The sequence below is a fragment of the Xenorhabdus littoralis genome (assembly GCF_033949345.1).
Lineage (GTDB): Bacteria > Pseudomonadota > Gammaproteobacteria > Enterobacterales > Enterobacteriaceae > Xenorhabdus > Xenorhabdus littoralis.
Genome location: NZ_VCDP01000048.1, coordinates 12571 through 28977, shown reverse-complemented (window position 1 = coordinate 28977; position 16407 = coordinate 12571). Strand labels below are relative to the sequence as shown.

Here is a 16407-nt window from a genome sequence, read left to right as displayed (position 1 = left end):
CCTGATCTTCTGAGCCTGTTACTCAATCAATTCTCAAGTTTATTTATTTTAAGAGTCCCCAATGAAACCAAATGCAATTTTGTTTGTTGATATCGATGATGCCAAAATTCCCCATTATAACTATCGAGAAGCTCACTTCATCGCAGCAAAACAGATGGGCATGAACTGCCTAACCGTTGCCCTCCGAGGACGCCAACATACAGAACGCCTTTTAGCTGATAGCGACGCAGTTTTCTATCTAGAATCACTAACGCAAGAAGCTTTACAGGAGTTCCTCATTACACTGCAACAAGAGTACATTTTGCTAGCTATTTTCTGCCATGCAGGCCATGCATCCTCCAATGGTCAAATTGGTTGTATCGTTGCCAAGGTATGCCAACAATTAAAACTCCCTCACACATCTCCAACTTCAATTACGACTTGTAATAACAAGTTCTTAATGCGTAAGACGCTACAAAAAAAAAGGTTAGATCAATACGCTACGCTTTATGCAGTAACGAAGAGGAACTATTTTCACAAGCCAGAGAGATTGGTTATCCTGTTATAGCAAAGCCACCTTTTGGCGCATGTTCAGCCTTTATAAAAAAATGCAATGACTGGCCTGAATTACAAGCCCATTACCAGACATTTACAACTCAATATTTACATTCTACTTTAGTTGATTTTTTAGGAGAGGAACAAACTCGTTTTACCTCTGGGAATAATGAATATACCAATCATCCGGGAAAAAGCCTGCTATTGGAAGAATACCTTGATGGCATAGAAGGCACTGTTGAGTGCGTCATGAGCCAACATGAAGTACATCCGGTATTGATCAATGAGAAATTGGTTCTGACTGAAAAAGAAAATACTGTGCTGGAAAATCTCCTTATATGCCCACCAGTATCGTTTTCTCACTCAGAACAAGAACAAATCAGGGATTATGCCATTGCTTGTATAAAAGCGGTTGGCCTGAACTATGCCATTGCTCATCTTGAATTCCGGATGACCAGCAATAGGCCGGTTGTTATTGAAATCAATCCGCGACTTGGTGGGTTATTTGTTAATTCAGCCTTCCGTGATATTGCCGGTTTAGATCCCTATCAGCTATATCTTTCCATCCTCTTGCAAGAGGATGACATTGATACACAGATTAGTCTGGCACAACAACGCGCCATCACAGCCAAACAACACTATTCAATGCTCGCCATGTATCCGGAAAAGAGCGGGCATTTTCAAGGCATCAATAACATCGAATACATGCAAAACAATCCCCATGTGCTCGAATGCATTCCTCAACCATCAGACTGCAATATCAATGCAGAAACTGAAGAACATTACTTACTCAGATGCTGGGCAAAAGTAGAGGGGACATCCCACGCTCATGCCCTGTATCAAGAGATGATTGAACACGTTAAACCCATTATTGTTCCCATTCCGTAAGGCTGCCAAATTATGCAAATTACAAACATATCGGCGCATTTAATGAATGAACACTATTGCCATATCCCGCATTTCAATCAGTTAATTTCCCATGTTCCGGAGGCAATTAACACATTCAAAGCACATTGGAATGGATTAGCGTTGGATGAAAACTTTAAGGACTATACCCATAGGGAAAGACGCATCCTTCGCTATCATCATCATCCTGGTGCAGAAAATCCGCTTGAGTTAAATCGTGATACTGAATATCGCTCATCTATCACCTATAAAATTGAATATAAACAGGACACTAACCAACTCAGTTATGCAAATGAGGAATTCATCACTAACCCAGTCATGCAGGACATACTCGCAACTGACATTGCAATTTTAGGTGAAAAGTTAACTAAGGAGCACCACTATGCGATTGATATTCACCAATTCCGTGTCAAAGCGCAGTCTGGCAAAGAAAGCCCTACAACTTCCGGAATTCATCAGGACGGCCAAGATTGGATCTTTATGCACTTTATCCAAAGTCATAATACCGAACCGGTAATTTCCGAAGTTCACGCAACAGAACATGAAGCGCTACCCTTGTTACACACCGCAATGGAGAACTTCCTTGAGACTCTGGCAATAAATGATAAACAACTTTATCATCGGGCAAGCAGTGTTCGTCAATTATCTCCAACAAACGCAGCATTTCGGGATCTCTTGCTAGTGACCTTCCGGCAACTTCCTGAACAACAAAAGAGCTAATAATAATGTCAAGCCAGGGAAAAAGTTTGAATTTGCGTTGGTCCGGTCTTAATACCTTTCTTATCGTCAATGCCCGATTTGTCTCCGATTTTGGCGCATTTCTGAATATGGTGGCACTCTCCACTTATGTGTATTTACTCAGTAACAGCGTCATGCACGTCAGTATTTTTCTTGCCTGCCGTGTTGCGGGTGGTCTCATCGCCAGCCTGATCGGAACCCCATTTTTCAGGAGATTTACAGGAAGATGGCCGTTGGTCTTTTTTGATCTCGTACGCATCATTGTATTGTCCCTGCTATTGGTGATCCCAGTCTCACAACAATTACTGATCTTACCGATGATCGCCTTTGGCATTGGCTTAGGCAACTCTATGTTTGCCATTGGGCTTAACAGTCAATTGCCATATTGGGTACATACTTCCCAGCGTATATCTACAAACTCTTGGCTTACCTCCGTTGCTGCAACGGGGGCGGTATGTGGCAGTCTTGTCTCAGGGCTTTTGGTTGCAACCAGCGGTTATGAAATGGTTTTCTGCATTAACATCATGACTTACTTGCTGGCTGCAATCCTGATTATACCTCTGCGTTTTATTTCCTTACCGGAACAAAAAGCATCAAGAGGATTGGGTAATGAATGGCGTGAATTGCGCCTCGGTTTGCGTAGCGCCCCGATGCTGGCCGGAATGCTCTTTCTCAGTCTAGCTGACACACTGGGCAGCGCTGCGCATAACGTGGGTTTCCCCATTATCTCTAAACTCCTTACGCCGGATAATGCCAGTACCACTATGGGATTACTGCTGGCAACATGGGCGGTAGGAAAATTCAGTGGTGCGCGGCTGGGCAATTATTTACTCCGCCGCCGCGAACTACTGAAAATGGAGAAACTATTCTTTATTGGGGTCGCTCTGATGTCGACCGGATTCATCCTGACCTTTCAACAAAGCAGCCTGTTCTGGCTGCTGCTGTTTGCCATTTTGGCAGGGATCGGGGATGGGATTGCAGAAGTCAGCCTTATTTCACGAGCACAAAGCGAACTGGAGAATTTACGATTGCCCATTTTCAGTTTTCTGACATTGTTGCAAATGACCGGATTTGGGATTGGTATGCTACTTGTTGCCCCGTTTTACGTCTGGCTGCCACCTTCTATCGTCATTCTGATATTCCATGGCTTGCCACTAACGATATTAGTATTGGTCTTGCTTTGGGTAAGACGTGTTATTGCAAGTAAAGTGTAAAATTTAATAATCAGCACCGCATGAAAGTATCATTCTGCGGTGCTGATTTGTCTGATGTACAACGCACATTTATTATTTTGGTGTAGATTTATAATTTAGCTGTAGATTTAACTTTATAAAATGCATGAATAGCCTCTTCGGCTAAACTTGATGCGGCGTCCACAATATTCAATGGTCGATCAATCCCGCCGCTCTTTATAAGAGGACTGATATCTGTACAAGCTAAAAGTAATACATCCGCTTTTAAAGCCTCCACACATGACAATACTGAGTTCCAAGCCATAATCACCTCCTTATCGCCAAATCCTTTTGCTTTAATTAGGGTAATCAGCTCTGTTGTTCGGCTCCGCAACTCTGTAGATGAAACAGGTTCTTTTCCTGCCGCACGAATACGTTCCTGATAAAACCCTGCGTCAATTGTGGGCTCTGTGCCGATAACTGCGACGTTGGTATAATCAGAAGGGATTTTTCTTAGGGCGCTATCAGCGATATGTAGGACGGGTATACCAGCGCTGGCTTGTTCCATATAAGAGTAATACCGATGGACAAGATTACATGGAACCACAATCAGATCGACTTCAGCTCTAACCAAGTCTGCAATACCACTCTGTAGTGCCTGTACCATTTGGGTATCATCAATGTCTTGCCCCGGATAAAAAGGGGTAGGCAAAGAGAGTATATGCATTTTAGGAAAATCCATATCGTACTTTGCACCATACAGAGCTTGAGAAGCGTCCACGAGCATATCCACAAAAGGCACGGTAGATCTTGGCCCCATACCAGCAAGTACACCAATCGAACAAGGCATTATGTTATCTCTCTCTTTTGACAAATCCAATTAGCCAAACACAGTGCTAACAGAATAAAAGAGATTACTAAAAGAGCAACAGAAATATTAAATAAACTATGAAGGGGATTTATTAACGAAATACCTATCACAACCCCCGCTCCCACCATGGCTATTGCCCCAACAGCCGCACCTGCATAACCGGCTTTCTTACCATATAAGTCCATGCATCTGGCTGTAGAACTGGGAGTAACTATGCCTTCTCCTAGCGCCACTATCATCATTGGTACGATGAAAGAATAAATTGCCGATGGCATAAACTGGCTAAAGAGAAACATCAATAAGGAGCCAACTAATATAAGTAAAATTCCAATAGTACAAATAACATTGACTTCCAAATAGGAAGATAATTTAGTGACGATAAAATTACCTATCATGACACAAGGAACAATAGCTAATGGAATCAGGCCAAATTGCTGGGGTGGAAGATTAAAATGCTCTTGAAGTATATAAGAAGAAGATAATAAAAATACGAGTTCAGCTGCAAAACCAAACATATTAAAAAGCGCCATTCTCAAAAATTCACCATGTAAAAGTAAATCACGGTAATTTACAAATACCTTGGAAAAATTGAAAATATTACTTTCAGAACCTCTGTGTTCATTAGTTTCAGGCAATGAATAATATATAAATACGATAAAGAAAAATGCAACAACAGATAATATAATGAAGTTCATTCGCCATCCAAGATATCCCTGAATAGCACCGCCAAGCATTGGGGATATTGCTGGGGTAATTGACATAAACATGACCAACATCCCCATCAATTTTAATAATGCTTTTCCATCAGACAGATCGCGCGCAACCGCACGAGCGATAGGCCCTACACAGCCAACGCCAAGCCCTGTTATTATTTTTCCAATTAAAAACACAACCCCAGAAGTTGCAAAAAGGCAAAAAACATTGCCCAGGAAAAATATGATTAACCCGATTAAAACCACCGGGCGGCGACCATAATAATCAGATAAAGGGCCATATATGAGCTGAGAAAAACCAAAAGCAAGCAAGGTCAGAGTAACTGAAAATTGCAGGAAAGAATCAGAGGTTCCCAAAGGTACGCTCATGTGAGGTAAGGATGGAATAAACAATGTATTATTAAACTGCCCCATTGAGACCAGTAAAACAATAATAACCCCGACCAGCATGCTATTTATCTTTTCATTTGGTAATTGCTGCACCACATTCACCTTTATCAGTAATCAGCTTAATGTTTTCTAAATCTCCAAACACATCTTCTGGCTTACCCGTTAAAGTCCCGATACCAGACCAATTACTCTCCCCCAACTCTGGAATAACTATCCCCATATTAACGGCCAGATGATGCGAAGATTTAGGATTCGGAAGCTCGAATCTGAGCAGCCTCGCGCTTTCTTTCAGTCCGTATAGAATACCCGCCATATTTTGGCAAGGTGTTTCAGTAAAAAATTCTTTTTCAATAACGGGTTCTTGTAAAACAGCAATACTAATTGCATGTTCGAACATTTTCACAGGATCAAGACCATAAGAAAACGCAATAAGCTCCGTAAGATTAGCGCCGGCAGGCCTACCCATATTGGCATCAATAAGTTTCACCTCTTTGCCATTTCTCATGAATTCAATATGGAAAAAGCCGTAATCATAATCCGAGCGCTCAATCAGAATTTTAATAATGTTCTTACATTTTCCATAAACATCATGACCCATTTCATCCTGATAAGGGAACTGATGACTAGTCTCTGTATTACCGTATTTGATACGCTTGGTGGCACCGATAAACACTGTATTATTATTATAAACATATCCTTCAATACTGACCAGTTCACCACTGAAAAACTCCTGAATAACATATTTATTCGGTTCAAGGTAATCAGGTATTTTATTCAATACTTGTTCAATCCCGTGCTCAAGTTGCTCAAAATAACTAAACGTAAAATTACCTATAGCCCCAGCTGTCAGGCATGGCTTGGCGATGAATCTTTCTACTGCCGAAGTATTTATAAAATCTTTAATTTTTATTTCTGGAATGACTCCCCATTCCAGAGAAAAGGATTGAGGTACATACTCAGGAATGAGTTCATTAACGTAAGCTTTATTCTTCAAATTAATAACACTATCTGATACACCCGGAAGGCCTAATTCCTTGTTCACCATCGCTAGAATAGCCAACCTACTATCCAAAAGCGTTGTCAACCCTACGACATTCTCTCTCCCAAGAGAATTGACTATCCGTTTAATATCATCCACGTCTGTTGTTTCACAAAAAATTGCTCTTTCTTGAGCAAGTTGAACTAATGCATCACCTTCTTGTGATCTATAATTCGTGAGGAATATCGGTTCATAACCCAAATTATGGATAGCCTGAGAAATATACGAAACACCCAGAAATGATGCTTCTACTACGAGAATATATTTTTTCATATTATGTCCTTATTCTTAACGTAAATACGTTGTAACCAACGATCTTTACCATCAAACTTTGGTTTAAACAATGAACGTCCATGAAGCATTTTATTATTATCAATAATTAATGCGGTCCCAGGAGACAAATAAGCTTCAAATGCATATTGGTTGCACAATTCCCTGACTTTTTCAAAAAGCCTCTTCGTTTCTTGTGTACGACAATGAATGACTCCTGAATTAAAATTAAAAGAGTAACTTGTCTTACCATGAGAATTTACAAGTGCCCTGAGATAATAAACGTCATCACCACCTGAAAAAGAATAAGGTGCTCGAATAAAATAGTGATTACCTTGAAGTAGATTAATTTCTGACTCTGATAAACAGGCCAATACAGAAGATACATTCACAAGTGTAGTAGGAACATTTTGTTCTTCTCTACTTCTTACAGCGGTTAACAACAGATAATCCGGTTTATCGATATCAAATGCAATTTCAGTATGAAACTCCAAATCTATTTCTGAACCTGTCCCAGATGCAACACTCTCGTTGCCTTTAATGGGATACAAATCATGAATAAATTGGCCATCATTTTCAGCTTCATATGCATGAGGATTACCGAGTAAAGCAGAAAGATATATCAATATCTTTTCTGTAATGAATTTCTCTGCTGGTTTTTCTTTTATTTTAAGAATGGGCGTTTCTGGTTTGTCACCATCAATTGGAAAACCTGAAATGATAACATAACCATTGTCAGAAACTTTTTTACGGATAGCATCTGATATCATGTTATGCGGATCGATCAAATCACGAATTTCCATACTCAGACGAAGAATCTCATGATTTAATCTTAGATCATAATGTTGAGGTAATTTCTCAAAATATTTCTGGATCTCGACTGGGATCGTCAAGACACTTTTCACCATATCAACACCCAGAACTTTGCTATTTTGCATGTTCTCTATCCTGTTCATACAGATCTTGCAGAAGATAATTTATTAGATATTTTCTTTCATCTTGAAGAAATCTTTACTTATAGTTCGATTTGGACCCAGATCATGATACTGCACAATATCCAGTATTGAATTACAACCACTCATATATCGGATAATTCGTTCTAAACCAATTCCAAATCCTGCCGTTTGAATCTGAGATTTATCTTTCCATTCTGCATAAGTCATACTATATGATTTACCGAGTTTCTTAGATTGCTCAATAATTTCTTTTGCTGTTTTTGGACGAATTCCACCTGTCGTTAATTCCCCATAACCGAATGGCAACATCAAATCATAAGTGTCATAACTGCCATTTTCATTCTGATGATAAATGGAATCACGCACACCTTCCGGATAATCGTAAATCCAGAATGGAATATCAAAAAGTTTCGTCAGCTTTTCATCTTCTTCAGGTGTGAAGTCTCTTTTTAAATCTGGTGAATTACCGATGAGCCGATGCCCTTCAGAAAAGGTAATGGTTGGGTAATTTGATTTAGCGAGCGCTTTGACATTACGCAATCCTATTTCCGACAATTCGATTGTTGGGTTATCTAAAATTGTCTGGGCAAGAGATTTAAGGATCTTTTCACCTTGCTGGAAAACATCTACCATACTGCTTGTACGCCATTCAATTTCAAATTGAAAAAAGTTATACAAATGTTTTCCTGAACTTTCTTCACCGTCCATTACTAATCTCAAACAAGGTGCAAGACAATAAACTCTGTCAAGAAACTCAAGTGACATCTGTTTTTCAACAACATGACTGACTGGAAGATAATATTTTTCTTTTCCTTTAACCTGTACATTGCCTAATTCATCTGCAATCATTTCGGGAAGATCTTTATCTCCTAAAATAGCAAATGAATGTCTTGCTCCAGGTTCATAACTAGATGAAGCAATAGCTGGCAAAATCTCTATAAAATTGTTTTCTGTCGCAGCCTTTCTCAGCCCACTTAAGACATTACCACTCCAAATATAAGTTTCTAAATAAGTTAACGTTGGTTTAAACATTTGCTCTCCATATAAAAACCAATAAATAATTAAGAGAATTACTTTTCCACATTGAATATATAACCCTAACTTCACAACCAGAAAAAATTTACTGAATAATCATTTTTCTCATAACCTATGAAGTACAAACTAACACAATCAAAATAATTAAAAAAAACAAAAAAAGAAAACACGTTAATAAAAAAAATAATTTACTTTTGAAGAAACAAGCAAAAGTAAAAATTTAATGAAAGGTTAATTTATGGAATTAATTAAAAAAATGATATCTATTGGAAACTCAACAACCACCGACTAAAGTCGGCTGTCTCTTGATCACAAGTCTTGTTCGATAGACTGTGCCAGCTCATAACCTTCAAGGATGGCTTGTAATCTGAGCCATCCTTCCCACAACGTTTTGACTGTTCTGCCCAAGAAAAATCGGACACTTTTTTGAAGGCCATTTCATATTCCACGGGAGTTAAATCATTATTAGCCGTGTGCCATCGGGTTAAATTGTAATAATGTAGATAATCCAGAACATCCTGTTTCATATCTGCCGGGTTTTCATGATAGCCTTTGAAGAGCCAATCATGTTTTAAGCTGCCAAAGAAACGCTCAACCACGGCATTATCCCAGCAGGCGCCCACATCCCCCTGACTGGCTCTCATCTCGTAGCGACTGAGAAGGTCCTGGTATTGCTGGCTCGTGTACTGGCTTCCTCTGTCACTGTGAAACACACAGCCTTTTGACGGGTGGCGTAAGTGGTATGCTTTCGCCAACGCTTCACTAATCAGTGTCGTATCTATTTCTGTCGACATCTGCCAGCCCACTATCCGGCGGGAATATAAATCCATCACTATCGCCAGATAGAGCCAGCCCTCCGAGGTTTTTAAATACGTGATGTCCCCGGCCCACACCTCATTCGGCGCCAGCGGATTAAAATTCCGGTTCAGCAGGTTACACGCCGTTGACTGCACTTTCCCTTTGCGCGGTGCCCGATAGCGTTGACGTTGCTTAACGGATAAGCCCAGTTGTTTCATCAACTTCCGGGTTCGGTAGTCACTGATAGTGAAGCCTTCTTTGCGTAATTGCTTTGCCAACATCCGATACCCCAGGCTTTCCCGGCTTTCTTTAAAGAGCGCCGTGGCCTGCTGATTTAACGCGTGTTGCGCTGCTGAGACTAACGGCACCGGTTTGGCTTGCCAGGCATAAAATGTCGACCGACTGACGTTCATCACCCGGCATAATTGCCGGATGGGGTAGTGGTCGGCCTGCTCTTTAATGAACCAACACCTTACAGCAGTTCTCTCGCAAAGAAGGCGCTCGCCTTTTTTAAAATTTCTTTCTCCATTTTCAGTTGTTTGTTTTCTTTACGAAGCTGCAATAACTCCTGGCGCTCCTCGGACGTTAAGGCACCGGGTTGAGCCTGCTCGACGGCCTGTTTGCGCCACGTATACAGCAGCTTTTTGGGGATCCCTAACGCGTCAGCCGCCTGGGGAACCGTATAGTGCTGTTCAACAATCAAATTGACGGCTTCTTTTTTAAAGTCATCGGTAAATTTTTGGGGTGATTTTCGTTTCATAAAGACACCTGAGTTAACGTCATTCTATTCCTTTACCAAAGTGTCCGAATTTATTAAAGCACAACAGAATGGCTGGATTAACACAATAAGTACAATATGCTTCCCGTATCGGCTTCAATGGGGGTTATCGTTAGCCACATTAAAAACGTCACTTGGTGCGGCTAAATCTGTTAATAAGCAATCCAGAATAATAACCATAACTTTTTGTTTTTTTGTTCATAAAGTAATTGTTTTGCTTCTAGGATGTCTTTTTAGACAACTTAAGGTCAATTACGGACAAGATTGATGGATTATAATGTAAACCTATCACTAAAACTCCCAGTCCGTGTGAATGTGAAGTTATTAAATTCGTAACACGTATCTGTCCAGAAGCAAATTAGAGATAACATGTGAATAATCGGCTAAGTGTCAAGGTTGGTTTGCTCGTATTCCAATGACCAAAGCAGCAGACCGTGTATGATCCAATACAGCTTATTCGCCCTCAATATTCTGGTAATACACCTGCCGGATATAGCGCCCCCGCCCATCACCATGCCCTAAATCCATTGACACCAGTGCCAGCGCTTCCCGCTCACTGAAACCCTGTGCGGTGTAATGTGCCCCGGATTGCTGGGCAAAATGGTAGCGCATGCTGTGTGGCGCTTGCTTACCCACCAGTCCGGCACTTCTGACCACGTAGCGGTAACGATCTATCGCCTGATGGATTGTGGGTTTATCAATCAATCTGCCACTACGCTTTGCCTGTTCGCGCTCGGCATAGGTAATAGCCTGCTGCAAGGCTTCCCGATCCAGTATGACCGTCTGCCTAGGTCGTCCACCTTTAGTACCAAACACCACCCGCACGGAGGTATGACCGAGCTCCAGCGCTTTTTTCCAGGTGGCTAAGGATTTACAGGCTTCCACCGCTTCTTTGGTACGCAGTCCCAGTACATACGCCAATTGCATCACGGCGGCCACTCCCCGATCTTTTTGTTCGACTTGCTGAAAAACCGCCTGAAATTCAGCAGGGGTTAATGCGGTTTTTGTTCCCCGGCGATCCATATTAGCAATCCCCAGTGCCCGGTTGCTCAGACGCGGATTATCGGCTGCCGCCAGCTTGTGTTTCCCCGCCTGCGCTAAAATGGTTCGCAGTGCCGCCATTTCATTTTGCAGGGTCCGATGGCTGATATGCTCGGCCTTTCGCTGTGCAATGTAGTGCTCGATATATTTTGTTTTGAGGCTGTCCATCTGCCGGAGCTTAATGCCTTTGTCTTTCAGGAAGTGAAGAAACTGCCGGGCGATCCGCTCACGCTCCGCCACCGTCGCAAAACTCCCGCCCGCTTGCCGGGCGTGGGTAACAAACTCTTTTCTGAACCGTTCGATTTTCGAACGTGCCGATTTCTGCGCCATCCTCGCATCTCCTGCTACTTCTACTTTATTTATTTTTAAACAAGTCCCTGCGTGTCGGTTCAGGTTCACCGTTCCGTGGTGCGTCAGACAATGTGTAGCAAGGCGAGGTTGTGTTGAGTTTTTGCAGGAGCTCGCGACGTGCTCAGCACAGCGATGACATGCTCCCCGTTCAGAGCCTGATCTAATCAGGATGAACGCCTCATTATCGTGACGTGGGTAATTTCTCCTTTTTTCGGTATCAGCCCGTTACCAGGCAGTGGATTAAAAAACAAACGAAGCAAGTCGATTCAGACAGAAAAAGGCCCGTAACAATGGGTGACTTTGAGTAATACGGGGATCAAATGGGTTGTAAAGGCAGGCCGAACGTGCTCTGGGCGTTGGCCGCTTAGCGGCGTCACTTGGTAATCGCGCTGCTTTTACGCAAGTGACGCCGCGTAACGGTGGACGCTGAAATCATTGATGCCCTCTGATCTTTTCGCGCAATCGCGGTACAGAGATCAGGACGTTTATCGTCAGTGTTCCAAAATGGAGGTTAACGTCATACATCAATCGGATAGAAGCAGAGAACACTCTGCCCATATTGGGTAGGAAGCTGGTTGTTCATAACACCGGATAACTTTCATCGCCGGACAATAGGTTGTTGTCTGACGATATCTGCTTCCAAAAGTGCGCAGATGTACCGCAATCTTGCTCTCCCTTGCAGGCTACAGGAGTTTTGTTTTCGCCGCTTGACGCTGATCCTTACAGGCGATGGATCATCGGTAACAGCTAAATACCTTATCGGTCGGGCTGAGCGAGGTCAAATTTTTGTTCGATATTAAGGTGAGAAAGAACGTACCATTCTTTTCTTGATGAAAACAATTTCTCCTCTGTTCATACCCTTAATAGGCTTTGTGAGATATCCCGAACGATTACTCCACGACTGTTTCAATGTCATCACCGTACCTCATCATCATCTTAATAAGATGAGTCGGTTTTTGAGTATTCGGATTCAATACCCCCAACATTGTCAATAAGGATTGTAATATTCAGTTTTTTATTTTCCTTAAAACACGCCTGGATAGGCTCCACCATCAATAAGGATATTTTGCCCCGTTATATAACTTGCATAAGTACTGCACAAGAAAGCACAATATGCACCAAATTCTTCGGGAGTGCCAAACCGACCCGCAGGGATTTTCTGGCTCCGTTGTATTGCTATACTTTCCGGTGAATCTGCGCATCTCGACGCTTTTTGTACAAATGTTTGCCTCAGGCGATGAGTATCGAAAGCACCAGGTAATAGATTATTGATAGTGACATTATTACTCACCAGTGCGTGAGATTTTGCCAGACCACTGATGAAAGTTGTGAGTCCCCCTCGTGCTCCATTTGATAATCCCAGCTCACTTTGAGGCGCTTTAACTGCTCCAGAAGTAATATTGATAATACGTCCAAAACAGCGATTAACCATTTTATCAATGACTGCCTGAATCAGACTGATTGGGGTAAGCATATTAGTATTAATGGCCTGATGCCATATTTCCCGGGTCCAGCCGGAATAAATACCTGTTGGTGGGCCACCCGCATTTGTAACAAGGATATCCACCACAGGTGGTGTATTCAGCACAGCATCCTGAATGTCTGATTGGGTTATATCACCGGATACCCATTTTATGGATACAGCAGGGTTTATATTTTGAAGCTGCCGTGCCGCCACTTTCAATTGTTCAGGTCTTCGTGCATTAATAACAACATTTACACCTTCTGCCACCAGGGCTGCCGCGCAAGCAAATCCTAAACCTTCGCTGGCTGCACATATGACAGCCCAGCGACCCGCTATTCTCAGATCCATATTCTCTCCGTTAGTATGACGGTGAAGATAACACTATCAATGTTGGCTGCTCTATAAGTGCCGGTTTTTTGTTTTGGATGCCCTGTACTGAGTAAAGGCGATGAAAGCAAAACAAATCAGGGCAAGGATGAAAAGACCCCACATTAAACCTACTGCTGTTGTTGTATGGCCGCTGGAAAAAAACCATAATACAACGGCTGCTCCTGCCATTTTTAGTGCACCTTGTAAGGCACTGCCTGTTCCGGACAGTTCCGGATGCCCATGCAAACTTATCCCAAGTAATAACGGAGAGGACAGTCCACACCCTAGCCCTACCGCAAAACTGTAAATAATGATAAATTCAATCGATAATATCTGAGTGAAATAAATAAAAATAAGCGCCATCGCGGTAAACAACACTAATAACGGCAGTGAAACTTTAAGCATTCTTTCAGGTGTGGTGTGTGACAACCCTTTTTTTGTCAGCAACGAACCTATTACGATTCCGGCAGAATAAATCATAAATAGATATCCATTCTGTGATGAGGATAGTTCAAATTGTGCCTGGAATATGAAAGGACTGGCAGTAAAATAACCAATGGTAATGGCAAACAAAACGGCCGAGACAACACTGTATACAACAAAATTAACGTCAGATAACAGAATGCGAAAACCGGTTATCCGGCCAGGGTTTGTTGATTTCATCGGTGATGTTTCCGGCAACGTCATTTTTACAAAAAACGCCCCTGTCAGCATCATGATGGTGAGAGCGATAAAATTAAACTTCCACGGCAGATATTCTGTGATATATCCCCCAATGACAGGGGCAAAAGCAGGCGAAACTTGTGATGCCATCGAAAAAATAGCCAGCGATTGAGATAATTCCGTTTTATCCCGGAAAGTATCACTGAGTATAGCTCTGCTAATAACCGGGCATCCACCGGCACCAATACCGGTCAGAAGCCGGAATAGAGATAATGTGTGAAATGATTCAGCCGTAGAAGTCAGATAATTACCGATAGCGGAAAATAATAAGGAAAAAATAATGACAGGAATGCGTCCGTGTTTATCGGAGAGAGGCCCATAAACAAGCTGGGATACAGCAAAACCAACGAGATAATAAACAACAAGACTTTGTGCCTGATTGTCAGTAATTGCGAGTGCAATTTTTATTACAGGCAGCGCCGGATTATAGAGATCTATAGAAAATAGTCCTAATACCAGTATAACGCACGAATTGATGATAATGAGTTTTGACTTCATACCTTTTTACCTTTCATACGAGCGGGAACGCTTTTATGCGTTTGTTATATTCCTTATTTGGCGTTGTGTGCTGGTTATCACATTTAATTTCGATCAAGAATGGACTGTTCTGTTGCATAATCTCGGCAATACATTCCTGTAATTGATCAGGAGAATTTACACACAAACAGTTTACCCCTAATCCTCTCGCCAATTGACACCAATCATAATCAGGAATTTTTGTCAGATCTGTTTTGTTATCCTTATTATTAAAGTAGCTTGCCGCATAAGATGCATTATTAAAGATAACGAAAAGTATATTGCGATGGTATTTTGATGCTGTGGCTAACTCCATTCCCTGCATTAACATACAACCGTCACCGGTTATAACCATACATTTTCTGCCTGGAGCAGCAAAGCTGGCTCCTATCCCGGCAGGAATACTCCAGCCCATAGGACCAAGTGTGGTTGCCGATATATATGCTTCAGGTCTGCGGGCGACCCAGTAATGACCAAAAAATGATCGGTGCGCACCAGAATCAACACTGACGATCCCATCTTCCGGAAAATATTTCTGAAGGATATTGATATAGGAGGCGGGGTGCCTTGCTGCATCACCTGTTGCACTAAAATCAATAGGGAAATACCTGGGAACTGCACTGAGATACTGTAACCATTTCTCCCGTTTGGGGCGGCCTTGAATGAGGATATCAGGATAATGTTCTTCAAGGGCTTCCAGAAATGCGCTACTGTTTGCTGTAATCCCACAAGTGATATCAAGGTATTTACCAAGATATTCAGGATTGGTATCCACCTGAATCGTTCTACCCGAAAGTTGCAAATCCGGAGACCATAACATAGTGCTCCATTGAGTCGTATCCATCCCCAATAAGATAATACCTTCCAACTCTGGGTCCTTGAATGCTTCAATCGCTCTGGGACTACCGGAATAACCATAAACACCGAGTGACAGTGGATGATCTTCCGGAAAGAGTCCTTTACTACTTAACGTAGTTGCTACAGGGAAATGATACCTTTTTGCAAATGCTAATAACGTATCCGCTGTTTCAGGGGATTTACTACGCAAACCTGCAAGAATGATACAATTACGGGCATGACCAATGAACGCTTCAAATTCCGGGGAGCACATTTTCTTAATATCAACCGGGCGATGCTTCCAGGAGTCAACAATGCTTGCGCTGATGTCGGGATAGTTTTCATCATATTCGTTTAAGACTTCCTTGCTTACCCCCAGATAAACAGGGCCTTTTTCAATGCCTTTCATTGCACGGAGTGACTCTCTCAGAAAACGACTAATTGACTGACCGGCTTTAACTTCAAACGTTGCACGAGTCACCGGAGAGAAAATCTGGTGCTGATTAATGCCGGATTGTGTACTGTCCTGTAAGACATTGTACATCTCCATTGCTGACGAGATTTGACCGGCCAGGAGTAAAACAGGGAAATTATCCGTGTAGGCAGACGCTATACCTGTCAGGGTATTTGTAACACCAGGCCCGCCAATCACTAAACACACACCAAAAGTGTCAGAGACACGGGCATATCCTTCGGCCATATAAGCAGCACCTGTTTCACAGGCGGTGACAATCGGAACAGGGAAAGTATCCAACACGGAATCATTATCTTTCGGATAACACTTCATGAATGCATTGATGAGCTTACCCGGCACCATGAAAAGATGAGAGGCACCCAGCTGGCGTAGCTGTCTCAGTATATAAGATGCGCCATTTTCTTTCTGTCCGTCATTTGAATATGTCATC

At 42.1% G+C, this 16407-nt stretch carries 13 protein-coding genes and 1 pseudogene; 4 read left to right on the top strand and 10 right to left on the bottom strand.

The window, feature by feature from the left end; all coding sequences use genetic code 11:
- The first annotated feature begins 61 nt into the window (after positions 1-61).
- The 4 genes from FE394_RS12515 to FE394_RS12500 are packed head-to-tail and all read left to right on the top strand — an operon-like array spanning position 62 to position 3392.
- On the top strand, positions 62-547 hold the full coding sequence (locus FE394_RS12515; protein ID WP_319926710.1) for a hypothetical protein: 486 nt from the start codon (positions 62-64) through the stop codon (positions 545-547).
- Positions 475-1422, top strand: a complete 948-nt coding sequence (locus FE394_RS12510) for an ATP-grasp domain-containing protein (protein ID WP_319926723.1) — start codon at positions 475-477, stop codon at positions 1420-1422. Before FE394_RS12515 ends, FE394_RS12510 begins: the two co-directional genes overlap by 73 nt.
- A 12-nt stretch (positions 1423-1434) precedes the next feature.
- Positions 1435-2160: a 2OG-Fe dioxygenase family protein gene (locus FE394_RS12505; protein ID WP_319926709.1), complete on the top strand. Its 726-nt coding sequence runs from the start codon at positions 1435-1437 to the stop codon at positions 2158-2160.
- A 5-nt stretch (positions 2161-2165) separates the two neighbouring features.
- The gene (locus tag FE394_RS12500; RefSeq protein WP_319926708.1) at positions 2166-3392 is read left to right on the top strand and encodes an MFS transporter; all 1227 of its coding nucleotides are present in this window, start codon (positions 2166-2168) and stop codon (positions 3390-3392) included.
- An 88-nt stretch (positions 3393-3480) separates the two neighbouring features.
- Here FE394_RS12500 and FE394_RS12495 read toward each other — a convergent pair whose 3' ends face one another.
- The 10 genes and pseudogenes from FE394_RS12495 to FE394_RS12450 all read right to left on the bottom strand — a co-directional run bounded on the left by FE394_RS12495 (position 3481) and on the right by FE394_RS12450 (position 16406).
- A complete protein-coding gene (locus FE394_RS12495; protein ID WP_319926707.1) occupies positions 3481-4200 on the bottom strand; it encodes an aspartate/glutamate racemase family protein in 720 nt (239 codons plus the stop codon).
- Entirely contained in the window at positions 4200-5417 is a 1218-nt protein-coding gene (locus tag FE394_RS12490; RefSeq protein ID WP_319926706.1) for an MFS transporter, read from the bottom strand. The genes FE394_RS12495 and FE394_RS12490 overlap by 1 nt, the downstream gene beginning before the upstream one ends.
- A complete protein-coding gene (locus tag FE394_RS12485; protein ID WP_319926705.1) occupies positions 5398-6636 on the bottom strand; it encodes an ATP-grasp domain-containing protein in 1239 nt (412 codons plus the stop codon). The genes FE394_RS12490 and FE394_RS12485 overlap by 20 nt, the downstream gene beginning before the upstream one ends.
- On the bottom strand, positions 6633-7571 hold the full coding sequence (locus FE394_RS12480) for a TauD/TfdA family dioxygenase (protein ID WP_319926704.1): 939 nt from the start codon (positions 7569-7571) through the stop codon (positions 6633-6635). Before FE394_RS12480 ends, FE394_RS12485 begins: the two co-directional genes overlap by 4 nt.
- Positions 7572-7613: 42 nt before the next feature.
- Complete coding sequence (locus tag FE394_RS12475) at positions 7614-8621, bottom strand: amino acid--tRNA ligase-related protein (protein ID WP_319926703.1); 1008 nt, start codon at positions 8619-8621, stop codon at positions 7614-7616.
- A 419-nt stretch (positions 8622-9040) separates the two neighbouring features.
- Positions 9041-10182, bottom strand: a pseudogene (locus tag FE394_RS12470) (IS3 family transposase); the annotation flags it as partial.
- A 471-nt stretch (positions 10183-10653) separates the two neighbouring features.
- Positions 10654-11571 carry an integrase domain-containing protein gene (locus tag FE394_RS12465; RefSeq protein WP_319926702.1) on the bottom strand — a complete coding sequence of 306 codons (918 nt, stop codon included), beginning with the start codon at positions 11569-11571 and terminating at the stop codon, positions 10654-10656.
- A gap of 1045 nt (positions 11572-12616) precedes the next feature.
- On the bottom strand, positions 12617-13405 hold the full coding sequence (locus FE394_RS12460; protein WP_319926701.1) for an SDR family oxidoreductase: 789 nt from the start codon (positions 13403-13405) through the stop codon (positions 12617-12619).
- A gap of 51 nt (positions 13406-13456) precedes the next feature.
- Positions 13457-14647 (bottom strand): Bcr/CflA family efflux MFS transporter, encoded by a 1191-nt coding sequence (locus tag FE394_RS12455; protein WP_319926700.1) that lies wholly within the window; start codon positions 14645-14647, stop codon positions 13457-13459.
- 13 nt (positions 14648-14660) lie between these two features.
- Positions 14661-16406, bottom strand: a complete 1746-nt coding sequence (locus FE394_RS12450; RefSeq protein ID WP_319926699.1) for a thiamine pyrophosphate-binding protein — start codon at positions 16404-16406, stop codon at positions 14661-14663.
- Position 16407: the final 1 nt, after the last annotated feature.